Origin of the sequence: Stenotrophomonas sp. RIT-551 (genome assembly GCF_026241915.1) — a bacterium.
Classification (GTDB): domain Bacteria; phylum Pseudomonadota; class Gammaproteobacteria; order Xanthomonadales; family Xanthomonadaceae; genus Stenotrophomonas; species Stenotrophomonas bentonitica_A.
Genome location: NZ_JAPJIU010000021.1, coordinates 13,796 through 36,489, shown reverse-complemented (window position 1 = coordinate 36,489; position 22,694 = coordinate 13,796). Strand labels below are relative to the sequence as shown.

The window sequence follows — 22,694 nt, the reverse complement described above, 5'->3', positions numbered from 1 at the left end:
TGGGAGCAACGCCAGCAGGGCAGCGGCAAGGCGGCGTGGGCGGTACATGGTGATCTCCCGGCGGCGGTTCAGGTCTTCACCATGCACCTGCACGGGTATCAGCACCATGAACGCCGGCTTGTACCTTGAGAGGCAAGAGCCCAATCTAACTGCCATGCCAATAGGGAACCTTTATGACGGCTTTTGACCTGTCCCCACCTACCGACGCCCAGCGCCAAGCCCTGGTGGCCGGCCTCAGCGCCGATGAGCAGCGTGTCCTGCTGCACCACGGCACCGAGGCGCCGTTCTGCGGGGTGTTCCTGGACAACAAGCAGGACGGGGTCTACGGCTGCCGGTTGTGCGGCCTGCCGCTGTTCCGCTCCAGCACCAAATTCGACTCCGGCACCGGCTGGCCGAGCTTCTTTGCTCCCTTCGATCCGGCCCATGTCCGCGAGATCCGCGATGCCAGCCATGGCATGGTCCGCACCGAAATCGTCTGTGCACGGTGTGACAGCCATCTCGGCCATGTCTTCCCCGATGGCCCGCCGCCGACCCATGAACGCCACTGCCTGAACTCGGTCTCGTTGTCGTTCACCCCCAATGGGCAGGCCTATCCGGACCCGCTGCAACGCGGTGGTGCCGAGGCTGGCCCGGCAGGCTGAATCCGGGAAAGTGTGACGTCGAGCGAACGCCCCCCTTCAGAAAGGGTGTGAAGGGGCCGACATGGAGGTATCCCCTTCCCGCGTCGGCCCCATGCTCATCATCGTTGGACTTCTCGTCGTCATCCTCAGCGTGCTCGGCGGTTACGTCGGGGCGCACGGCAAACTCGGCGCGCTGTGGCAGCCCTATGAACTGGTGATCATCGGCGGTGCGGCGCTGGGTGCGTTCCTGGTCGGCACGCCGGTAAAAACCGTGAAGCAGACCCTGGCGGCCACCGTGGGCGTGTTCAAGGGGCCACGCTACAAGCAGCAGGACTACATCGACGTCCTCAGCCTGCTGTATGAGCTGCTCAACAAGGCCCGCCGCGAAGGATTCATGGCGCTGGAGGACCACGTCGAGCGCCCGGCCGAAAGCAGCATCTTCGCCAACTACCCCAAGGTGCAGGCCGACCACCACCTGGTCGATTTCATCACCGACTGCCTGCGCCTGATGATCGGCAGCAACATCGAGCCGCACGAGCTGGAGCCGCTGCTGGAGCTGGAGCTGGAGAAGCACCATGGCGAGGCGATGCAGCCGGCCGCGGTGCTCAACAAGGTCGCCGACGGCCTGCCCGGCTTCGGCATCGTCGCCGCGGTGCTGGGCATCGTGATCACCATGGGCTCGATCGGCGGGGAAATCACGGAAGTCGGCGCGCACGTCGCCGGCGCCCTGGTCGGCACCTTCCTGGGCATCCTGCTGGCCTATGGCTTCGTCGGCCCGCTGGCCTCGGCCGTGGAAGCGCGCGCCGAACAGGACGCACGCATCTACGAATCGGTCAAGACCGCCCTGCTGGCCTGCCTGCGCGGCTACAACCCGAAGATCGCCCTGGAATTCGCCCGCAAGACCCTGCCGTCCAACGTGCGCCCGGGCTTCAGCGAGTTCGAACAGCACCTCAAGACGGTCAAGTAAGGCAGCGCCATGGCCGAGACCAAACCCACCGTCATCGTCCGCCGGGTCAAGAAGGCCGGTCATGCCGCGCACCATGGTGGTGCCTGGAAAGTGGCCTACGCCGACTTCGTGACCGCGATGATGGCCTTCTTCCTGGTGCTGTGGCTGATGGCCGCCACCAGCAAGCCCGAGCGCGCGGCGATCTCCGAATACTTCCGCAACCCCAGCCCGCTGGCCGGCAGCAGCTCCACCCCGGCCCCGGGCATGGCCGGACCGGGCGGCGCCAGCACCTCGATGATCAAGCTGGGCGGCGCCACCGACATCTCGCGCGGCAACAGCAACGATCCCTTCCAGAACCAGCAGGCCTCCCGGCCCGTGCCGCAGCAGGACGAGCGCGAGCGCGAGAAACGCCAGCTCGAAGCGCTCAAGCAGGAGTTGGAAGAAGCGATCAGCAAGAGCCAGGCGCTGGAACCGTTCAAGGATCAGCTGCTGCTCGACCTCACCCCGGAAGGCCTGCGCATCCAGATCGTGGACAAGCAGAACCGGCCGATGTTCGACATGGGCAGTGCCTCGCTCAAGCCCTACACGCGCGCGATCCTTCGCGAGCTGTCGCAGTTCATCAACCACGTGCCGAACCGGATCAGCATCACCGGCCATACCGACACCACCGCCTACAACGCGGCCCACGGCTACAGCAACTGGGAGCTCAGCGCCGACCGCGCCAATGCCGCCCGGCGGGCGCTGCTTGATGGCGGCATGACCGAGGACAAGGTGACCCGGGTGGTCGGGCTGTCCTCCTCGGTGCTGTTCGACCGCACGCAGCCGGACAACCCGATCAACCGCCGGATCAGCATCGTGGTGATGACCAAGGCAGCCGAAGCGGCAGCCTTGGCCGGCGCCGGGCAGGAAGTGGCCCTGTCGCCCACCGCTGCCGATGCCGATATCCAGGCGACGCTCGCGCCGGCTGTCGCGCCCTGAGGGGTGCGACGAAGGCGGCAGCAGAGGGAATTCAGGGAATCCGTGGAGCCGGCCAGCGGCCGGCACTACAATGGGTCTTTCCTTTTGTAGATAGACCGCACCCATGTCCAAGCAGTCCAAGGCCAAGCGCGACAAGCGCAAGAAGCAGCAGCCCAAGCGCCCGATCAACCGCCTCAACGCCCAGCAGCCGGTGCAGAACCATGCCGTGCTGACCAACGAAGAAGGCCAGGTCGTCGCCGCGATCGGCCTGCAGGGCACCGAGTGGCTGCTGGCCATCGGCGGCCAGACCATGGGCAACGCCGACAACCCGGTGCCGATGCTGGCCATGCTCAAGCACCTGTCCAACGTCCAGGAAAAGGAAGGCCGCAAGGTCAACCTGGAGTACTCGACCCAGCTGCAGCAGCTGATCGACGACCTGGCCGCCGACGAAGGCAAGACCGCCGACGAGTACCTGGCCCAGCTGGTCTCCGAGTTTGAAGGTGTGGAAGGCGAGGAAGGCGAAGACGCCGAAACCGCTGCCGACGCCGGCGACGACGCCAAGGTCGCAGACGAGGCCGGCACCGATGCCGCCGCCGACGCCGCCCCGGCCGCCAGCGACGACAAGCCGCAGGCCTGAGCCACGGCGATCCGGTGACGGTCTATATCGACGATGCGGTACATCCCTGGCGCGGCGAGCGCTGGGCGCATCTGATGGCCGACACCCTGCCCGAGCTGCACGCCATGGCGGCGCAGCTCGGGATTCCACGGCGGGCGTTCCAGAACCGCCGCAGCGGCGCGCACTACGACGTGCCCGCCCCGCTGCGCCTGCAGGCGATCGCCCTGGGCGCACAGGCCATCTCACGACATACGGACCGCGAACGGGTCAAAGCCGTGATCGCCAACGCAAGAAGCCAGTATCAGGCGTAGCTGCCGACCGTGGGTCGGCATGCGCAGGCCGCAATCGCGCCCTCAGAACGGATCGCTGCCCGGCCGTACTTCCACGCCCAGCAGCGAGCACAGCGCCAGCATCGCATCGTCATCGCGGTTGAGCGCCATCCAGCCGGCCAGCGTGTCATTGCCGGTATCCACGCTCCACAGCGCGTAGTTGTGCTCGCGCAGGCGGTCGTGGGCGGTGGTCATCAACATCGGCGCATCCACCTCCGCCGCGAAGTCCTCATCGTCCAGGTCGCCGCCCCAGTCGATCTGCAGGTTCCAGCGCGCGGACAGCTCGTTCACCGCCGACATCAGCGCATCGGCATCGCCCCGCTCCACCTCGAACCCGGACTGCCAGGCAATCGCGGCCATCATCGGCGGCAGCCAGTCGGCGTCCTCATCGATGCCCTCGCCGCTTTCCAGCAGCGCCTCGCGCCAGCGGTTGAACTGCTGCAGCGCCAGTTCTTCATCGCCCGGGTTGATCAGCACGAACAGATTCCAGATCCGCGCCTCGAAATCGTCCTCGTCGAAATCGCGCTCTTCTTCTTCGAAGTCGAAATAATCGCTGTTGTCGGGCATGGCCGGTAATCCTGGAGACAGGGGCGCATTCTGCCGTGCAAGGGCGTTGGCAGGAAGCGAAATTCGGCGCGGGGCCCGCTGCGGTTTATCCTGTGCGGCAGAAGACGGCCTTGGTGGTCGTCAGCATCCTGTGACCATGAGCGATACCCCTCCCGATCACCTGGCGATCAACCCGTCCAGCCCCTTCCACGATGCCGCTGCGCTGGAGCGCGGCGTGGGCATCCGTTTCAACGATGTCGAGCGCGACAACGTTGAAGAATATTCGGTCAGCGAAGGCTGGATCCGCGTGCAGGCCGGCAAGGCCCGCGACCGCCGCGGCAACCCGATGACGATCAAGGTCAAGGGCACCGTGGTGGCCTACTTCCTGGATCAGAAGCCGGACGCCTGATCCCACGTCTGCCGGAGACGTCTGATCCACGTGTGGCGGGGTAGAGCCACCCCACGGGTGGCTGCGCGGACCCATTGGAACCCTCGCGTCAGGGACGAAGGGCAGCCACCCATGGGGTGGCTCTACCCGTGGCACGGTGCGGCCTCAATCGCGTTGCCGCGTCTCCAGCAGATCCAGATTGCGGATCAGCCTGCGCGAGATCTCATCGGAGATCTTGCCCCGCCGGGTCAGGCGGAACAGCTCTTCACGCTCGGCGGTCAGCCCCGCGGTGCGCAGCTGGCGATAGCCCTGCTCCATGCGCTTGACCTTCTCCGGATCCGCATCCGGCCCGGCTTCCTTCTCCAGGTTGCGCTGGTACAGCAGGCTGACCCGCGAGGCGGCGTCGTTGTAGAGCTGCACGTTCTCGGTGGTCTGGTTCTGCACCAGCTGCTGGCGCGTGCGCTCCACGCCGGCCAGCGCCGCCTTGGCGGCCAGCTTGCGGGCCAAGTCCTCTTCCTTGCGCTCGCCCGAATCGGCGGGCAGTTCCAGGCCTTTGAGCAGGCGCGGCAGCGCGATGCTGGCACCGACCAGCGAAATCAGGATCACCGCCGCGGCCAGGAAGATCACCAGGTCGCGTGCCGGGAAGGCACTGCCGTCGGGCAGGAACAACGGCAGGGTCAGCACGCCGGCCAGGGTGATCGCACCGCGCACGCCCGCCACCGAGGTCGCCACCACGATCCGCCAGGAGGTGCCCTGCCGGGCCTCGCCCCGATGGCGCGCACGCAGCAGGCTCCAGCGCAGCGACAGCCACACCCAGGCCAGGCGCAGCAGCACCAGCGCCAGATTGATCACCACCACATAGACCAGCAGCCACCACGCACTGTGGTGCCCGCTCTCGCTGACGGTCTTGATCGCGCGTTCCACGATGCCCGGCAACTGTTCGCCCAGCAGCACGAACATGATCCCGTTGAAGCTGAACTGCAGCATGTTCCAGACCGCCGTGCGCTGCACGCGCATGCTGCCCGAGACGCGGCCGGTAAGCTCCACGTAGCTCATCGTGACACCCGCGGCGACCGCCGAGAGAATGCCCGACGCATTGAGTTCTTCGGCCAGCAGGTAGGCCGCGAACGGGATCAGCAGGTTGACCAGCAGCGCCGCACCCGGCTCCTCGCCGAAGCGCCGCCACAGCCAGCGCTGGAAGGTGGACACGCCCAGCGTCACCGCCACGCCGATCGCCAGTCCGGCCACCGCCACCCACAGGAAGGTCAGCGAGGCATTCGCCAGCGAGAAGGTCCCGGTCATCACCGCCGCCACCGCGAAGCGGAAACAGACCAGGCCGGACGCATCGTTGAGCAGCGACTCGCCTTCCAGGATGTGCATCAGCCGCTTGGGAATCGGCGCGCGCGAGGCGATCGAGCTGACCGCCACCGGGTCGGTCGGAGAGATGATCGCCGCCAGCGCGAAGGCCACCGCCAGCGGCATCACCGGGATCATCCAGTGGATCAGGAAACCGGCACCGATCACGGTGAATACGACCAGCCCGAAGGCCAGTTCCAGGATTACGCCCTTGTCGCGGAACAGGCCCTGCTTGGGGATGCGCCAGCCATCCAGGAACAGCAGCGGCGGCAGGAACAGCAGGAAGAACATCTCCGGCTCGAGCGCGTGGCCGCGGTTGAACACCCCGGCAATGACCGCGCCCAGCCCGATCTGCACCAGCGGCAACGGCAGCGACAACGGCAATACGCGGACCAGGTAGCCGCTGGCGACCACCGCCACCAGCATCGCCAGAACGACTTCAATGGTATGCATGCATTTTCCAGTAAGCAGCGCGGGGGAGGCTGCGGACAGCCGGCGCCGGAAACAGGAAAAAACGTACCACACGTGCGCCGCCACGCGAATGCGCGGGGCGCGGCAGGCTCAGTCGGCGGACAGCAGGCCCCTCATGCGGCGCGCTGCTGCGCGTCGGCGCCATCGAAGCGATAGATGTCCATCGCCAGGAAGCCGGCATCGATCCCGGCATCGATGCGCTGCGCACCGAGCGCTTCGCCACCGGCGGCGCCCATCGCGAAGTGCAGCGGCTGCAGGTGCTCGTCGCTGGGGTGCGCCTGCACCGCGTGCGGGGCCTGGCGGCGGTAATCGATCAACGCGGCGCTGTCATCGGCGGCCAGGCGCTGCTCGACCCATTCGATGAAGGGCCGCACATAAGGCGCCTCCTTGCCATCCGCGTAGCTGCGCCAATCGTGCAGGTTGTGGGTGATGCTGCCCGAGCCGATCAACAGCACGCCCTGCTCGCGCAGCGGCGCCAGCGCGCGCCCCAGCGCGAGCTGGTGGGCCGGCCCGAGCAGTGGCTGGATCGCCAGCGGCACCACCGGGATGTCCGCCTGCGGATACAGGAACCGCAGCGGCACCCATGCACCGTGATCGAGACCGCGCTGCGGATCGATCGCGGCCGGCAGACCGGCAGCGCCCAGCCGCTGCGCGACCTCCTGCGCCAGCGCGGGCTCGCCCGGGGCCGGATACTGCAGGTCGAACAGTGCCTGCGGGAAACCGCCGAAATCGTGAAGGGTGGGCGGCTGGGCATGTCCACCCACCGCCGGCTGATGGGTCAGCCAGTGCGCCGAGGCCATCACGATCGCGCGCGGGCGCGGCAGGCGCGCCGCCAGCGCGGCCAGGCGCTCGCCCACCAGACCGGGATGGAGTGCGGTCATCGGCGAGCCATGGGAGATATAAAGGGACGGCAAGCGGGACATCGCGGACTCCAATGGCAGGACCCAACGGGTCGATCTGCAGATCAGCGTATTGCGGACAGATCGGCCAATAAATACGATGCATCGACGCTGTTTATTTCGGAAAAAGAAACAATGGACACTCTGGACGCCATGCGTGTGTTTGTCGCCGTGGTCGAGCGCAATGGCTTCAGTGCCGCCGCGCAGGCCCTGGACCTGTCCACCGCCGGGGTGACCCGGCAGATCGCGGCGCTGGAAAAGCGCCTCTCGACCCGGCTGCTCAACCGTACGACCCGCCGCGTGAGCCCCACGAGCACGGGCGCGGCCTACTACGCCGAGTGCGTGCGGCTGCTGGCCGAGTTCGATGCGCTGGAAGCCGGCATCAGCGCGCAGGCGCTGGAGCCCTCGGGGCGGCTGCGGATCAACGCGCCGGTGAGCTATGGCATCGCCCGCCTGGGCCCGCTGCTGGCCGGTTACCGCGCGCGCTACCCGCAGGTGGAACTGGACCTGTCGCTGTCCGACCGCTTGGTGGACATGGTCGAAGAAGGCTATGACGTGGCCATCCGCATCACCCGCCAGCCCAGCCCGGCCCTGATCGCGCGCAAGCTGGGCGACGCACAGATCAGCCTGTGCGCCGCGCCGTCGTACCTGGACGCGCACGGCCGCCCGCAGCAGCCGGAAGACCTGTCCGCGCACGAGTGCCTGAGCTACAGCTACTGGGCCGGCGGCGATGCATGGCAGTTGCACGGTCCGCGCGGGGAGGTCTCGGTGCCCGTGCACGGCGGTGTGCGTGCCAACAACGGCGATGTGCTGCGCGAGGCCGCGATCGCCGGGATGGGCATCATCGTGCAGCCGGATTTCCTGGTCGCCGACGCGCTCGCCGATGGGCGGCTGGAGCGCGTCCTGCCCGAGTGGCAGGTGCCGGGCATCGGCATCCATGCGGTATACACCAGCCGCAGCCACCTGGCCCCTAAGGTGCGCAGTTTCATCGATTACCTGGTGGACGCCCTGGCGTGATGGCGCGCGGCCCCCGCCACCAGACACCGCCCGGCGCTAGGCCTCCACCGAATCCAGCTGCGCGATCACCCTGGCCAACGGCATCGGCCGGCCGAGCAGATAGCCCTGCACCTGGTCGCAGCCATGCGCGGCCAGCCACTGCAGCTGGCCCGGGGTTTCCACGCCCTCGGCGATGATGGTCAGCCCCATGCTGTGCCCCAGTGACAGCAGCGCGCGGCAGATCGAGGCGTTGCGCGGGTTGGTTTCCACGTCGGCGACGAAGCTGCGGTCGATCTTGAGGATGTCCAGCGGCAGGTGCTGCAGGTAGGACATGTTGGAATAGCCGGTGCCGAAATCATCCAGCGAAATGCAGATGCCCTGCTCGTGCAGGCGCTGCATGGTCTGTTTGGCCTGGCCCGGCTTGCGCATCAGGCTGCTTTCGGTCAGCTCGACCTGCAGCGCACCACGGGCCAGCCCGAATTCGTGGCTGGCGCGGGTGAACTCGGCCACCAGGTCGCTGTTGAAGAACTGCACTGCCGAGACATTCACCGCGATCGGCAGGTCCCAGCCCGCGTCGACCAGCTGCCGCTGTGCCTGCGCCGCGGCGCGGATCACCCAGCGGCCCAGGGCGAGAATCAGACCGGTGTCTTCGCACAGCTGGATGAACTCGCCGGGCGGAATGAAACTGCCATCGGCCTGGGGCCAGCGCAGCAGGGCTTCCAGCGCGGCCGGGCTGCCGTCGCTGGCGTGGCAGATCGGCTGGTAATACAGCTCGAACTCGGTGTCGATCGCACTGTGGATGCGGCCGGCCAGGCGCAGCCGCTCGGCCAGGCGAGAACTGACGGTCGCGTCGTACCAGGCGATGACGTTGCCTTCGTCGCGCGCCGCGTGGGCGGCCTGCGCGGCCATGCCAATCACCTGTTCGGCGGTGCTGGCATCGTCGCCGGCCTTCACCGCGACACCGATGCGCGGCTCGAACTGGTGCAGCCAATCCTGCCCCCGCACCGGTTCGGAAACAGTCTGCACCAGGGTGTCCAGCGCGGTCTGGCGCTGATGGTCGTCGCGGATGGCGAAGATGAAATCCTCGGCGGGCTGGAACGCCAGCAGCCCGTAGCGCACGCCGAGCCCGCCCAGGCGCTTGGCCATCGCCTGCAGCACCACGTCGCCGACCTCGCGGCCGAGCGTGTCCGAGACCAGCTGCAGGCCGCGGAACTGCACGTAGGCAATCGTGTAGGCGCCCCCCTCTTCATCCAGCTGCGCGGCCAGCGCGCGCGTATTGAGCAGACCGGTCGCCGGGTTGTGGGTGGCGTGGTACGCCAGATCGCGCTCGTAGGCCAAACGCTCGCTCACGTCCTCGGCCAGCACCAGGCAGGCCTGGCGGCCATCGAAATCCAGCCGCGCCAGATGCGCACGCACTTCAAAGACGCTGCCGTCCTTGCGCTGGTGCAGGCGGACCTGCGCATCCTGCACGTCGCCGATGCGCGCCTGCGCGATCGCCCCGCGGATCTCCTCCCAACCCTCGCGTGGGCGGATGTCCAGGATGCTCATCGCCAGGAACTCGTCGCGGCTGTAGCCGTACTGGCGCACTGCCGCTTCGTTGACCTCCAGAAAGCGCAGCGTGTCCGGATCGAACACCCAGAACGGCGCCGGATTGCGGTCGAACAGCAGCCGGAACTGGCGCTCGGCCTGCTGCACCCGGGCCAGCGCATCGACCCGCTCGCTGACATCGGTCAACGCACCGATCATGCGGCGCTGGCGGTCCACCACCGCCACGCGCTGGCCGCGCGCGGCAACCCAGCGGGTCGCGCCACCCGGCAGCACCAGGCGGAACATCTCATCGAGCACGCCGCTGCCGGCAAAGGCGGCATCGAAGGCCTGCTGCATGCGCGCGGTGTCGTCGTGGTGCACGCGCGCGAAGAAATCCGCGACGGGCAGGCTCTCGATGTCGATGCCGAAGATCTCACGGGCCAGCGGCGACCAGCGCAGCAGGCAGGCATCCTCGTCCACGTACCAGGTACACACCTTGCCGACCTGGTGGGCCATGCGCAGCTCGGCATGGCCGGTGCGCAGTTCCTCGCTCAGGCTGTCCTGGTCGCGGGTGGCGCGGCGCAGGCTGACATACACCGCGGCAAACAGCGCCCAGTACAGCAGGTAGACCCCGATCGAGGCCTGCACATACGGCCACCAGGCCGCCAGCACATCGCGCCGGCCGAGTCCGGCGTAGACCGCCAGCGGGTACTGGGCCAGCGTGCTCAGGCTGGAAATGCGCTCGATGCCATCCACGGCACTGGTCTCGGTGCCCAGCGGGGTCAGTGCGTCGCGGCGCAGCAGCTCGCGCTTGGCCAGCCCGAAGCGACGCCCCGCCACGGCGCCGGGATCCGGGCTGCGCGCCAGCACGTAGCCATGCGGGTCGGTGATCGAGACCACCCCGGCATCGCCGGTATCCATGCCGCCGATGATGGCCTGCAGTTCCGCCGTGCGCAGCCGTGCCAACAGCCAGCGGTCACCGCCCATCGGCAGCGCCAGCGGCAGGATCCAGTGCGCGGCATCCAGCGCCTGCGGCGGCCCGAGGAAAATCTGGCTGCCCAGGCCGCGATTGCCATCCACCGCCCACAGCGGCAGTTGCAGGTCGCCGCTGCCACTGGTCAGGGCCCGCCCGTACTGGTCGACCACCACGATGCTGTGCAGTTCGGCATGCCGCTGCAGCGCCCCGGCGATGCTGGCATCGAGCAGGTCCGGTGCCTGCGCCGGCACCCGCTGGAAGAGCAGCGCGCCATCGCGGGAGATGCCCTGCATCACCCGCTCCAGGTTGCGCAGTTCCAGCCGCAGCAGGCGCTGGGCGCCGGTGGCCAGCGCCGAGCTCTGGCGCTGCGCGGCTTCCTGCCGGCGCTGGCAGTCATTGAGCAGCGTCGCCACCAGCCCGGCGCCCAGCAGCACGCCCAGGGATACCCCGAGCCACACGAACGTCCGCAGTGGCCGTGCCAGGGCACGGTTCAACGCGGGCATCGCAACCCTTTTCCCGAACGACAGGCTGACTTCATCTGTAAACGCTTCCTGGTTTCCCCAAACCTGAGCGGCCGCTGCCCGGGATTCTTGACGCCTTGCTCGTCACACCGGCCAGCCGGCGCCCGCGGAATCCGTGCAGGCCCCAGCATGCACCAGCGCGTACGGCACGGGAAGCACCGCGGCCAGGGTTCACATCAGTGAACCCGGAAGACCGGCACACCCGGTACCCGATGCCGCCGAAGCCGGCATAACCGCGCGCCCGGTACGGGATTAGACTTGGGTGTTTCCGTTGCTGAGAAGCTCAATGTCCAAGCTGCGCCGCCCCACCCTGATGCTCGCCATTGCCGCCAGCCTGTCGCTGAGCCTGGCCGCCTGCGACCGCGAGGCCACTGCACCGGCCGCGTCCGCCCCCGAGACCACCCCGGCCGAACCGGCCGCGCCCAAGCCGCAGCTGGGCAGCTTCGGCTTCGACGCCGCCGGCATGGACCGCAGCGTGGCCGCCGGCGATGACTTCTTCGGCTTCGCCAACGGTACCTGGGTCAAGAACACCGAGATCCCGGCCGACCGTTCCAGCTACGGCAGCTTCAACGTCATCTCCGAAAAGACCCTGGCCGACACCCGCGCGATCCTCGAAGGCGCCGCGGCCGACACCAAGGCCGAGGGCGAGGCCAAGCTGATCGGCGATTACTACGCCGCCTTCATGGACGAGAGCGGCATCGAGTCGCGCGGCGTCGCCCCGGTCAAACCGGAACTGGACGCCATCGCCGGCATCAACGACAAGGCCGCGCTGGCCACCGCGCTCGGCGGCACGCTGCGCGCCGACGTGGACCTGCTCAACGCCACCAACTTCTACACCGACCGCCTGTTCGGCGTGTGGGTCTCGGTGGATCTGCTGCAGCCGGACCGCACCGCGCCGTACCTGGTGCAGGGCGGCCTGGGCCTGCCGGACCGCGACTTCTACCTGCAGGGCGGCCGCATGGCCGAGATCCGCAAGCAGTACCAGGCCTACATCGCCCAGGTCCTGCAGCTGGCCGGCGTCGCCGATCCGGCCGCCAAGGCGCAGCGCATCCTCGCGCTGGAGACCAGGATCGCCCAGGCCCACGCCACCCAGGAAGACACCAACGACGTCGCCAAGGGCGCCAATGCCTGGAAGCAGGCCGACCTGAGCGCCAAGGCCCCGGGCATGGACTGGAACGCGTTCCTGGCCTCGGCCGGGCTGGACGCCCAGCAGGACTTCATCGTGTGGCAGCCCAAGGCCGTCGCGGGCATCTCGCGCCTGGTCGCCACCGAGCCGCTGGAGGTCTGGAAGGACTACCTGGCCTTCCATGCGCTGGACCGCGCCGCGCCGTACCTGCCCAAGTCGTTCGCCGATGCGCGCTTCGCCTTCCACGGCACCACGCTCAACGGCACCCCGCAGCAGAGCGAGCGCTGGAAGCGTGCGGTGGATGACAGCAACCATGCCGTGGGCGAAGCGATCGGCAAGCTGTACGTCGAACGTCATTTCGATCCGGCCACCAAGGCGCGCGCGGACGCGATGGCCAAGAACATCATCGCCGCGTTCGCCAAGCGCATCGATGCGCTGGAGTGGATGTCGCCGCAGACCAAGGCGCGTGCCAAGGCCAAGGTGGATGGCCTGACCGTGGGCATGGGCTACCCGGACAAGTGGCGCGACTACACCGGTCTTGAGATCAAGCGTGATGACGCGCTGGGCAATGCCGAGCGTGCGGAGCTGTTCGAGTACCGCCGCAACATCGCCAAGCTGGGCAAGCCGGTGGATCACAGCGAGTGGGCGATGCTGCCGCAGACCATCAATGCGATGAACGTGCCGCTGGAAAACCGCCTGGTGTTCCCGGCCGCGATCCTGCAGCCGCCGTTCTTCGATGGCGCGGCCGACGATGCGGTGAATTACGGTGCGATCGGTGCGGTGATCGGCCATGAGATCAGCCACGGTTTCGACAATGCCGGTGCGCTGTTCGATGAGACGGGCAAGCTGCAGAACTGGTGGACGGCGGAAGATCTGAAGAAGTTCAACGCGGCCGGCGATGCACTGGCGGCGCAGTTCAGCAGCTACAGCCCGTTCCCGGGGGTATCGGTGAATGGTCGTCTGACGCTGGGCGAAAACATTGCGGACGTGGCAGGTCTTTCGACGGCCTACGATGCGTATCAGTTGTCGCTGCAGGGCAAGCCGGGCCAGACGCTGGAAGGCTTCACGCCGGATCAGCGGTTCTTCCTGGGCTTTGCGCAGGCGTGGCGGAGCAAGGCGCGTGAGCAGGCGCTGCGCAATTCGCTGTTGACCAATGTGCATGCGCCGGGTCAGTTCCGTGCGTTGACGGTGCGCAATCTGGATGCGTGGTATCCGGCCTTCGAGGTGAAGGAAGGCCAGAAGCTGTATCTGGCGCCGGAGAAGCGGGTCAAGGTGTGGTGATGTGCGTCACCGCACGTTGCTGAGATGAGAGAACGGGCGCTTCGGCGCCCGTTTTTTTTCGCTGTGGAGCAGCGGGTCCCGGAAGCCTGTGCGTGCCCGACCCATCCAGCGGACACAGGGCACTTGCCGCTTCAAGGCCAATCAGCAAGCACCCCAGCCGACACACCCATCCGCGTGCACGCCCGCGTCGCCAGCCCATCCTGCAGCGCACGCCGGAACAACGGCGCCATGCCTTTGAGCATCACCGCCGATGCCCGCGACTGCGCACGCTGCATCGGCGTGCGCTGGATCATCGCAGTCGCCCAGTCCGGCAGCAGCGCTGCACCGGCACCGAGGAACAGCTCGCGCGAGAGACCTGCCATCGGCACCGGCAGGCGGATGCCTGACAGCACCGCCAGCACCTCGCGCGAGCGCGCATCGAACACCAGCTGCGATTGCTGACGCGCGAAGTACGCATCCACCTCCGCTTCCGACGCGGGAACGTCTACAGCGCCAAGCGCCTCGGCCACGCGCTTGTACTCACGGTAGTACTGGTCGGCGACCGCCGTAGGCACGTCCCGGCAATAGCGTCGGCAGCCCTGCAGGAAACCGTACGCTTCAGTGACGTGCACCCAGGTGAGCAGCGCGGGATCGTCGGCGGAATACGCGCGGCCATCAGCGGTGTGACCGCGCACCTGTGCATGGATGCGGGTCACCTTGGCGATCAACGCCTCCACTTCCGCGGTGGGTGCGTAGGTGGTTCCAGCGACGAACGCGGTGGTGCGGCGCAGGCGGCCGACCAGGTCATCGCGGAAGTTCGAGTGGTCGTACACCCCGGCCAGTGCCAATGGATGCAGGGTCTGCAGCATCAGGGCGCACAGGCCGCCGGCGAGCATGCCGGGAAACTCGGCATGCACCCGCCAGGTGATGCTGTCGGGGCCGAACCAGCCGGGGTCGCCCAGCGGGTGGTCGTAGTCGATCCCGCTCTGGCCGCGGGGGAAGGCGCCCAGCACCCAGCGGCGAATGGGGGCGGTGGCAGGGCGGGCAAGCGAGCGCAGCAGGGAGGACATCAGCAGTACCGAGGGCGAGCGGACCGGCATTTCGCGCGGATGCGTCAATTCTGCGTGATACCGATGGGGCTGGCGAGGCGGGTGCCCGCCAGGGTCTGCGCAATGTGCAGATGCAGCATGGAAGCCGCCGTCCGAGCCGTATTTACCCGGCGACTTACGTGCCGCAGTGCGCAAATCCGCTGCGAGATTGCCCATTCAGGCAGAAATGGCGCCGGATCTTTGCGCTTTGCCCATTGCCAAGCGCCGTGAAAGTGCTAGAACTGGATACGCCACAACGTCGTCCAATGCGCTGCCGCACGTTCCAGAAGGAGCTCGTCATGATCGCTTTGTTCAAAGGTTTGGGTCTGCTGTTGCAGGACAACGAGCTGTACAGCAGCCCGTTCGAAAAACAGGTCGCGCATTGGCGTAACAAGAGTGAACAGCAGATCCGCGAAGAAGTCGCGGTACTGGCCAAAGCCAAGGGCCAGTGGCTGATGGCCTCGATCGTGGGCTGGCAGGCGTCCTCCCTGCTCATCCTCGGCCTGATCAGCAACTACCTGTGGAAGGATGACTTCCATATCACCTTCACCCGCGTGGTGATCGTGTTCGGTTCATGGGTGTCGATCCTGTTCGTGATCTGGTTCATGGCCAACATGTTCGATCACACCGCCGGCTTCGAGCGCTGGATGAAGGCCTTCAACAGCCGCGCCCGGATCACCTCCGATGCCGATACGGTCGAATGCGTGGCCGAGGCGCTGGACATGGCCCAGCACTATCCGGAAGTCCTGGATTACAAGCAGGCGGTGAGCGCCAAGCGCGAGCTGCGCCACGAGGACATCCGCATCATGCGCGAGATCGGCCGGATGAAGCAGCACACCGAACTGGTGGGCCAGCTCAATCATGTCGGCGAGCAGCCCAACGGCACCAACCTGCATCTGCAGCCCGCGTTCTGACCCTACTGAAAAGCGGGGGGAGCCACGATGCCACCGTGATCACTCACGGTGGCATTGTTCTTTCTGGACGGCGCTGACACAGTGCTTGAAGCCGGCCGGGAGCCCGGCCATCTGCTCCGTCTTGCCCACCGCCACCGCCAACCGGTGCAGCGGCGGATAGGGGCAGTCGGTGTCCTTCGTGCAGCGCGCATCCAGCACCAGGTAATGGCAGCGGCCGCTGCTGCTGGCGATGCAGTCGAAGTTGGCCACGCCGTTGTCGACCGTGGTTTTGCTGTACAGCGTATCCACGCCGTTGGCGCGGATGCGGGTGACGGAGGTGTTGTTCGATTGCTGGCAGGCCGCCAGCATCAACACGCAGAGACTGGCGACAACGGCGGTACGCATGGCAGGCTCCAGACGAAAGGAAAGGCGCGTTACATCCCGCGGAACAGGCTCATGAAGGGCTGGCTGACGTTGAGCACTTCGGTGCGGTGCTTCAAGCGCAGCTGGCCGCGGCCGGTGTCGTCGCGTGTGACTGCGGCGACCGCCTTCATGTTCACGATGGTGGAGCGGTGGATCTGGCGGAACCGTTGCGGATCGAGCGCATCCAGCAGTTCACGCAGCGAGGTGCGCAGCAGGCTTTCGCCCTGCTCGGTCACCACCGTGGTGTATTTGCTGTCCGCACGGAAGTAGATCACATCTTCGAGCATGATCAGCTGCGTGTCGCGGCCGTTGCTGGCGGTGATCCAGGCCAAAGGCGGCGCGCTTGAGGCGGCGGCGGGCTGATTGCCGAGGCGCTGCAGCAGCTGCTCGAGCATGCCGCTGTCCGGGCGGCCCAACTGCATGCGCGCCAGGATCCGCTCGCGCGTGGCCAGCAAGCGCTCATCGCTGACCGGCTTGAGCAGGTAGTCGATCGCGCCCTGTTCGAAGGCGTCGATCGCATACTGGTCGTAGGCGGTGACGAACACCACCTGGGTGCGCGGGCTGATCTCCGGCAGCGCGCGGGCCACCTCGATGCCGGTGATGCCGGGCATGCGGATGTCGAGCAGGGCCAGGTCCGGCTTCAGCTCGGCCAGGCGCTCCAGCGCGCTGGCACCATCCTCGCATTCGGCCACCAGCCGCAGCTCCGGCCACAACCGCTGCAGCTGTGCCACCAGCGACTGGCGCAGCAGGTCTTCGTCTTCGGCAATGAGGGCGTCAAGCTGCATGGATCGCCTCGCGGGCATCGCGCGGCAGGGTGATCGTCGCTGCCACGCCGGTGGGGAAATTGGACACGATCGCCACGCCAGCGTGCTCACCGCAGGTCAGGCGCAGGCGTTCGCGCAGGTTCTTCAGGCCGATCCCGGTACCACTGGTGCCCTGCCCGAACCCGAGGCCGTCGTCGGCCACGGTGAGGGTGACATGGTCCTCGAAGGCGCGCGCGATGATCCACACCGTGCCGCCGCCGGGTTTGGGTTCCAGGCCGTGTTTGATCGCGTTCTCGACCAGGGTCTGCAGCGCCATCGAGGGCAGCGGCAGGCTGAGCAGGGCCGGGGGCACGTCCACCTGCAGGGCCAAGCGGGCGCCCATGCGGATCTTGAGGATTTCCAGGTAGGCCTGGGTGCGCTCCAGCTCCACGCCCAGGGTCGACATCGATTCCTCCACGCTGGGCAGCGAGCTGCGCAGGTACTGGATCAGGTGCCCGAGCATCTGGTCGGCGCGCGGCGGATCGGTCCGGGTCAGCACCTGCGCGTTGGCCAGCGTGTTGTAGAGGAAGTGCGGCTCGACCTGGGCGTGCAGCAGGTTGAGTCTGGCCACCGACAGTTCCTTCTCGGTCGCGGTCTGTTCGGCGGCGGCCTGTTCGTCGCGGCGCTGCTCGGCCACCCGGCGGGTGATCGCACGGCCGACCGCTTCGGCGTTCTCATGGTTGCTGCCTTCGTCCACCGCCAGCAGATCGGCCCAGACCCCGGCATCGGGCTCGAACAGCAGGGTCACGCTGCTGGTGCCCTGCCCCGGCGTCACGGTGGCGAGCACGCTGTTGCGCTTGATCGCCAGCCGCGCAGGCAGGTTCCAGCGGGACGGCGGGCGGCCGTTGTAGGGATCCACGCGGCGCACGTAGGCACGCACCTGCAGGCTGCCCGGTGCACTTTCGATGTCTTCCACGCGTGGCAGCTCGGCGATGGCGGCTTCCACCAGGGCAAAGGCCGGGCCGGCGTCCATCGGCACCTCGATCTGGCGGCGCTGGCGGCTGGACAGGGTGGCCGCGTCCAGGCGCCCGGCGACGTGCTGCACGCGCCGGATATGGGCGATGCAGCTGCCCAGGGCGGTCACCATCACGAACAGGGCCAGCAGGCCGAACACCCAGCCGGGGCCTTCGTCCATGCCATGGAAGAAGCCACTCCAGACAAACCCCGCCACCACGATGGCGGCGGCCCAGGCCAACAGGATGCGGAAAATCAGGGAGAGGCTGGCGAACACGGCGGCGTCATCACATAGGGAGTGAGGCGAGCATAGCCCTGCCGCCAGCGGGAACAAGCGGCATGCGACGAAGGCGGGGAATGGTGGAACGAAGCGGTGTAGAGCCACCCCATGGGTGGCTGGCCTTCTTCCGGAACCGCGAAGCCACGCATGGCGTGGCTCTACGTCTGGGTTCGAGACCGCGAAGCCACGCATGGCGTGGCTCTACGACGGGGGGTCCGGCCGGCGTGCCGGCCGGACGCGTCTTATTTCCGCTCGGCGGCGCTGGCGTCACGCGGGGCGCGGAACTGGGAGTCTTCGCTCCAGTTCGGCCAGGCGCGCGAGTTGGCCAGCTGGTTGCCCAGCGTGTACAGCACTTCCAGATCGCGCGAGGCACCGGCGAAGGTCCAGTCCGGCTGCCACTCGTCGCCCTGCTGGTGATAGCGCTTGGCGGTGTAGTCATCCGAAGCGGCCTTGCCGGCCGCCACGCCCCCCTCCACCCAGTCCTGGCCCGCCGAGTACGACACTGCCGGCACGCCACGCTTGGCGAACGGGAAGTGATCGGAGCGGAAGAACAGGCCGGCTTCCGGCTTCGGGTCCGGCGTGTAGCGGATGTCCCAGCCCTTGGCGACGTCCTTGAGCTGGTCCAGCAGTTCCAGCTTGGCCGAGCCGTAGATGCCGAAGTCACGCGAGGGGCTGAAGGGCGCCATGCCGTCCATGTTGATCAGCGCAACGGTCTTGCCCAGCGGGTACAGCGGGTGGGTGGCGTAGTACTCCGAGCCCAGCAGGCCCTTTTCCTCGGCGGTCACGGCCAGGAACAGCACCGACCGCTCCGGGCGCTTGCCCTTGGCGAAGCCACGGGCCAGTTCGATCAGCGAGGCGGTGCCGCTGGCGTTGTCCAGCGCACCGTTGAAGATGGTGTCACCGTTCGCGTCCGGCTTGCCCACGCCGATGTGGTCCCAGTGGGCGCTGTAGATCACCGTCTCGTCAGGATGCTTGCTGCCTTCCAGGCGCGCGGCCACGTTGTGCGAGGTGATCACCTCGGTCTTGACCGCGTAGTTGGCCGAGAAGGTCTCGCCCTTCAGCTCCACCGGCTTGAAATCACGGGTCTGCGCCTGCTTCTTGAGCGCCTCGAAATCCAAGCCCGAACGCTTGAACAGCTCCACCGCCAGATCTCGCTGGATCCAGCCTTCCAGCAGCGGATGCGCCTCGGCCGGGTTGTCGCGGACCACATCGAACATGGTGTTGGTGTTGGAGCCGGCCACGGTGGCCCAGCCGTACGAGGCCGGCGCGGTCTCGTGCACGATCAGCACGCCGAGGGCACCCTGGCGCGCACCTTCTTCGTACTTGTAGGTCCAGCGGCCGTAGTAGGTCATGCCCTTGCCGTCGAAGTCGCCCTGGCCGCTTTCGAAGTCCGGATCGTTGATCAGCACGACGGCGATCTTGCCCTTCAGGTCCACGCCCTTGAAATCGTCCCAGTTGCGCTCGGCGGCCTTGACGCCGTAGCCGAGGAAGACCAGCGGCGCGTTCTTGATGTCCACCGCGCTGGCACCGTTCATCGCGGCGCGCACGGCGATTTCCTTGCCCTGGCTCAGCGTCTGGGGCTTGCCCTTGCTGCTCAACGACAGGCTCGGGGTGCCGACGATATCGCCCTTGAGCAGCGGCACGGCCTGGGTCCACAGGCGCTTGCCGTCCTTGAGGTCGCCGCCCGGCTGCAGGCCCGCCGCCGCGAACTGTTTGCTCAGGAAGGCGATGGTCTTCTCTTCACCGGCAGTGGCCGGCGAGCGGCCTTCGTAGGCGTCCGATGCCAGTTCCTTGACGTCGGCGGAGATCCGCGCGCCATCGAATTTGGGGGTGGCGGCCATCAAGGCCGACGACACCGACAACGCCAACAGGCTGATTACCACACGCTTCACGCTGCACCTCATGACTGACCGACAATCGCCCGAGTGTAGGCCAGAGCCGCCGCGCAGTGCAGTGCCGGTCTACACGGCTGCCGCACGGGCCAGCAGCATCGCCTTCTCACGCGCATTGGCGGTCAGCGCGGCCGCACGCTGGAATGCCGCCCGTGCTTCGGCGTGCCGCCCCAGCTGGGCCAGCAGGTCGCCCTGCACCGCAGCCAGCGGCGCATAGTCGCGCAGCCGCGCATCGTCACCGAGCGCATCGACCAGCGGCCACGCGGCCGCCGCGCCCTGGGCCCGCGACAGCGCCACCGCATGGTTCAACGCCACCACCGGCGAGGGCTGGCGCTGTGCCAGCCGTGCGTACAGCGCGGTCATCCGCGCCCAGTCGGTGTCGTCGGCACGGCGCGCGCGTGCGTGGCACTCGGCGATGGCCGCCTGCAATGCATAGGGATCGTCACCGCCAAAGAGTGCCACCGCCTGCTGCAGGGCGGCCTGGCCACGGGCGATCTGCAACCAGTCCCAGCGCGTGCGGTCCTGGTCGGGCAGCAGGATCGGTGTGCCCGTCGCATCCGTACGTGCGGCGGTGCGCGATGCCTGCAGTTCCATCAAGGCGAGCAGCCCGTGCACCTGCGGCCAGGCCGGCAGGCGGCTGGCCAATACGCGGCCGAGCCGCAGTGCTTCGTCGCACAGGGCCGGGCGCATCCAGTCATCGCCGGCACTGGCCGCATAGCCTTCGTTGAAGATCAGGTAGACCACCTCCAGTACCGAGGCCAAGCGGTCCGGCAGTGCTGCCTGGCGCGGCACTTCGAACGGGACCTGCTTCTGTGCCAACGTGCGTTTGGCGCGCACGATGCGCTGGGCGATGGTGGGCTCCGGCGCGAGGAACGCGCGTGCGATCTCATCGGTGGTCAGGCCGCCGAGCAGCCGTAGCGTCAGCGCAACACGCGCGTCGGCGGCCAGCACCGGATGACAGGCAACGAACATCAACCGCAGCAGGTCATCGCCGATGTCGTCTTCCAGCGCGTCACTGTCGTCCGGCGCCGGCAGCGGCAGCGGCTCCAGCTCACTGCCGAACTGCGCGTGCTGTCCGGCGACGCGCTGGTGCTGGCGCAGCACATCGATGGCGCGGTTGCGCGCAGTGGTCATCAGCCACGCTCCGGGATTGTCCGGCACGCCCTGGCTCGGCCAGCGCTCCAGCGCGGCCAGCCAGGTGTCCTGGACCAGCTCTTCGGCACGGCCGACATCGCCGCCGAGCAGGCGGGTCAGGCGGGCGGTCACCACTGGCGACTCCATGCGCCAGATCGTCTCCAGTCGTTGCGTCAGTGCCGTGTCCATGCGGCTGATCAAACCACCGGTACGGCGCGGGGACAAGCCGCGCGAGGGGGTGCCATCACGCCGGCCCAGATCAAGGCTGCTTCATGCAGTTGACCATCCACGGCTTGCCATAACGGTCGATCAGAAAGCCCCAACGGTGGGCCCAGAAGGTTTCGGTGATCGGCATCTTGATCTCGCCACCGTCGGCCAGCGCGTTGAACACGCGCTCGGCCTCCTCGATCGAATCCACATCGATGTTGATCGTGGTACTGCCCTGCCCGTCGGAAGACGGGCCATCGGCGGCCATCAGGATCGCCGACCCCACTTCCAGCTGGCTGTGCGCGACATGGTCCAACGTCTCCGGCGGCATCTCGCCACAGCCCTCCTGGCTTTCCATGGGCGGCATGTCGCGGTACTTCATCTCCGAGCTGACCTTGCCGCCAAGTACCTGCGCGTAGAAGGCCATGGCCTCATGGGTCTTGCCGTTGAAGCCGAGGAACGGAATCAGTTTCATGGGAGTGCTCCAGGGGTGGGGGGGGAATCAATCGGCGGTGCCGATCTGGTCGCGCAGACGCTGTTCCTGCGCCTGCAATTCGGGAGTGAAGGCCGCGCCGAAATCCTCGGCACTGAGGATCGGCCGCAGCTCGACCACATCCCCGGCAGCGAACGGTGCGCGCTTGAGCCATTCAGTGGCCTCATCCAGCGAGCGCACCTGCCACAGCCAGAACCCGCAGACCAGCTCGCGGGTTTCGGCGAACGGCCCATCGATCACCCGCGGCGGCTCGCTGCCGAAGGCCACGCGGCGGGCGCGCGAGGTCGGGTGCAGGCCCTCGCCGGCCAGCATGATCCCGGCCTGGACCAACTGCTCGTTGTACGCGCCCATCGCGCGGATTTCCTGCTCGGTCGGCAATTGACCGGCCTCGGTGGCGGCGGTTGCCTTGACCAGTACCATGACTTTCACGGGGTGCTCCTGTGTGGCAGCCCGGAACCCGGGCCGTTCACTGGATACAACGTGCCAAGGGGATGGAAATCGACACGCACGACGAACTATTTTTTCGTCGCTGAACAGGCCGCGCTGCGGCGCTGCAACACGCCACGACCGCGGGCTGGGGCATCATGCGGTTTCCCCGCCCACCCTGGTCCGGCCATGCAATTTCTTCTGCTGATCTATATCGACGAGGGCCTGTTGCAGGCCCTGCCCGGCGACGAATACGACCGCCTGATGCATGACTGCCTGCACCACGCCGACCGCCTGCAGGCCGAGGGAACCCTGGTGCTCGCCCAGAAGCTGGAACCGGTGGACAGCGCGCGCACGCTGCGCGTGCGCCAGGGCCAGACCCGCATCACCGATGGCCCGTTCGCCGAAACCCACGAACTGCTGGCCGGCTTCAACCTGATCAACGCGCCCGACCACGCCGAGGCGATGCGCATCGCCCAGCAGTTCCCGTGGTCGCGCTTCGGCAGCATCGAGGTACGCCCGCTGGCCGACATGGACGCCGAACGCGTGCGCGTCGGCGCCTGACAC

22 protein-coding genes are annotated in these 22,694 nt (G+C 67.5%); 10 read left to right on the top strand and 12 right to left on the bottom strand.

The features are described from left to right. Positions 1 to 173 precede the first annotated feature (173 nt). The 5 genes from msrB (at position 174) to ORK51_RS17030 (ending at position 3,450) form a co-directional block, all read left to right on the top strand. A complete protein-coding gene (gene msrB / locus ORK51_RS17050; RefSeq protein ID WP_019185751.1) occupies positions 174 to 641 on the top strand; it encodes a peptide-methionine (R)-S-oxide reductase MsrB in 468 nt (155 codons plus the stop codon). 91 nt (positions 642 to 732) lie between these two features. Further along, positions 733 to 1,587, top strand: a complete 855-nt coding sequence (motA, locus tag ORK51_RS17045; RefSeq protein WP_019185750.1) for a flagellar motor stator protein MotA — start codon at positions 733 to 735, stop codon at positions 1,585 to 1,587. 9 nt (positions 1,588 to 1,596) lie between these two features. Next, complete coding sequence (gene motB, locus ORK51_RS17040; RefSeq protein WP_046272907.1) at positions 1,597 to 2,544, top strand: flagellar motor protein MotB; 948 nt, start codon at positions 1,597 to 1,599, stop codon at positions 2,542 to 2,544. A gap of 103 nt (positions 2,545 to 2,647) precedes the next feature. After that, the gene (locus ORK51_RS17035; protein WP_019185748.1) at positions 2,648 to 3,160 is read left to right on the top strand and encodes a hypothetical protein; all 513 of its coding nucleotides are present in this window, start codon (positions 2,648 to 2,650) and stop codon (positions 3,158 to 3,160) included. A 14-nt stretch (positions 3,161 to 3,174) separates the two neighbouring features. Then, complete coding sequence (locus tag ORK51_RS17030) at positions 3,175 to 3,450, top strand: DUF4031 domain-containing protein (protein WP_019185747.1); 276 nt, start codon at positions 3,175 to 3,177, stop codon at positions 3,448 to 3,450. Positions 3,451 to 3,492: 42 nt separating this feature from the next. Here ORK51_RS17030 and ORK51_RS17025 read toward each other — a convergent pair whose 3' ends face one another. Next, positions 3,493 to 4,035 carry a DUF6630 family protein gene (locus ORK51_RS17025; RefSeq protein ID WP_019185746.1) on the bottom strand — a complete coding sequence of 181 codons (543 nt, stop codon included), beginning with the start codon at positions 4,033 to 4,035 and terminating at the stop codon, positions 3,493 to 3,495. A 136-nt stretch (positions 4,036 to 4,171) separates the two neighbouring features. Between ORK51_RS17025 and ORK51_RS17020 the strand changes: the two genes are divergently transcribed. Beyond that, entirely contained in the window at positions 4,172 to 4,423 is a 252-nt protein-coding gene (locus ORK51_RS17020) for a DUF3297 family protein (RefSeq protein ID WP_266086059.1), read from the top strand. Between the two features lie 144 nt (positions 4,424 to 4,567). Here ORK51_RS17020 and ORK51_RS17015 read toward each other — a convergent pair whose 3' ends face one another. Beyond that, positions 4,568 to 6,211 carry a Na+/H+ antiporter gene (locus ORK51_RS17015; protein WP_070426533.1) on the bottom strand — a complete coding sequence of 548 codons (1,644 nt, stop codon included), beginning with the start codon at positions 6,209 to 6,211 and terminating at the stop codon, positions 4,568 to 4,570. Positions 6,212 to 6,342: 131 nt separating this feature from the next. Continuing rightward, positions 6,343 to 7,152, bottom strand: a complete 810-nt coding sequence (locus ORK51_RS17010; protein WP_266086056.1) for a dioxygenase family protein — start codon at positions 7,150 to 7,152, stop codon at positions 6,343 to 6,345. 111 nt (positions 7,153 to 7,263) lie between these two features. On the opposite strand from ORK51_RS17010, the gene ORK51_RS17005 reads away from it, so the two are divergent. After that, entirely contained in the window at positions 7,264 to 8,145 is an 882-nt protein-coding gene (locus ORK51_RS17005; RefSeq protein WP_266086054.1) for a LysR family transcriptional regulator, read from the top strand. Positions 8,146 to 8,181: 36 nt separating this feature from the next. Here the strand turns inward: ORK51_RS17005 and ORK51_RS17000 are convergent, their stop codons facing one another. Continuing rightward, on the bottom strand, positions 8,182 to 11,130 hold the full coding sequence (locus ORK51_RS17000; RefSeq protein WP_266086052.1) for a bifunctional diguanylate cyclase/phosphodiesterase: 2,949 nt from the start codon (positions 11,128 to 11,130) through the stop codon (positions 8,182 to 8,184). A gap of 304 nt (positions 11,131 to 11,434) precedes the next feature. Between ORK51_RS17000 and ORK51_RS16995 the strand changes: the two genes are divergently transcribed. Continuing rightward, positions 11,435 to 13,555 (top strand): M13 family metallopeptidase, encoded by a 2,121-nt coding sequence (locus ORK51_RS16995; RefSeq protein WP_266086050.1) that lies wholly within the window; start codon positions 11,435 to 11,437, stop codon positions 13,553 to 13,555. Positions 13,556 to 13,686: 131 nt separating this feature from the next. Here the strand turns inward: ORK51_RS16995 and ORK51_RS16990 are convergent, their stop codons facing one another. Further along, complete coding sequence (locus tag ORK51_RS16990; protein WP_026070180.1) at positions 13,687 to 14,604, bottom strand: oxygenase MpaB family protein; 918 nt, start codon at positions 14,602 to 14,604, stop codon at positions 13,687 to 13,689. A 317-nt stretch (positions 14,605 to 14,921) separates the two neighbouring features. Between ORK51_RS16990 and ORK51_RS16985 the strand changes: the two genes are divergently transcribed. Then, positions 14,922 to 15,536, top strand: a complete 615-nt coding sequence (locus ORK51_RS16985; RefSeq protein ID WP_026070179.1) for a hypothetical protein — start codon at positions 14,922 to 14,924, stop codon at positions 15,534 to 15,536. Between the two features lie 39 nt (positions 15,537 to 15,575). On the opposite strand, the gene ORK51_RS16980 is transcribed toward ORK51_RS16985, so the two are convergent. The 7 genes from ORK51_RS16980 to ORK51_RS16950 form a co-directional block, all read right to left on the bottom strand. Continuing rightward, the gene (locus ORK51_RS16980; protein ID WP_266086047.1) at positions 15,576 to 15,920 is read right to left on the bottom strand and encodes a hypothetical protein; all 345 of its coding nucleotides are present in this window, start codon (positions 15,918 to 15,920) and stop codon (positions 15,576 to 15,578) included. Positions 15,921 to 15,949: 29 nt separating this feature from the next. Then, positions 15,950 to 16,723, bottom strand: coding sequence for a LytR/AlgR family response regulator transcription factor (locus ORK51_RS16975; protein WP_019185736.1), 774 nt, complete (start codon positions 16,721 to 16,723; stop codon positions 15,950 to 15,952). Further along, positions 16,713 to 17,972: a sensor histidine kinase gene (locus tag ORK51_RS16970; RefSeq protein WP_261997624.1), complete on the bottom strand. Its 1,260-nt coding sequence runs from the start codon at positions 17,970 to 17,972 to the stop codon at positions 16,713 to 16,715. Before ORK51_RS16970 ends, ORK51_RS16975 begins: the two co-directional genes overlap by 11 nt. A 245-nt stretch (positions 17,973 to 18,217) precedes the next feature. Further along, positions 18,218 to 19,867: a M28 family metallopeptidase gene (locus tag ORK51_RS16965; RefSeq protein ID WP_266086043.1), complete on the bottom strand. Its 1,650-nt coding sequence runs from the start codon at positions 19,865 to 19,867 to the stop codon at positions 18,218 to 18,220. 69 nt (positions 19,868 to 19,936) lie between these two features. Continuing rightward, a complete protein-coding gene (locus ORK51_RS16960) occupies positions 19,937 to 21,190 on the bottom strand; it encodes an RNA polymerase sigma factor (RefSeq protein WP_266086041.1) in 1,254 nt (417 codons plus the stop codon). A 70-nt stretch (positions 21,191 to 21,260) separates the two neighbouring features. After that, positions 21,261 to 21,683, bottom strand: a complete 423-nt coding sequence (locus tag ORK51_RS16955) for a VOC family protein (RefSeq protein WP_266086039.1) — start codon at positions 21,681 to 21,683, stop codon at positions 21,261 to 21,263. 27 nt (positions 21,684 to 21,710) lie between these two features. Next, the gene (locus tag ORK51_RS16950; RefSeq protein ID WP_019185730.1) at positions 21,711 to 22,130 is read right to left on the bottom strand and encodes a YciI family protein; all 420 of its coding nucleotides are present in this window, start codon (positions 22,128 to 22,130) and stop codon (positions 21,711 to 21,713) included. Between the two features lie 186 nt (positions 22,131 to 22,316). On the opposite strand from ORK51_RS16950, the gene ORK51_RS16945 reads away from it, so the two are divergent. Continuing rightward, positions 22,317 to 22,691, top strand: a complete 375-nt coding sequence (locus ORK51_RS16945) for a YciI family protein (protein WP_019185729.1) — start codon at positions 22,317 to 22,319, stop codon at positions 22,689 to 22,691. Positions 22,692 to 22,694 lie beyond the last annotated feature (3 nt).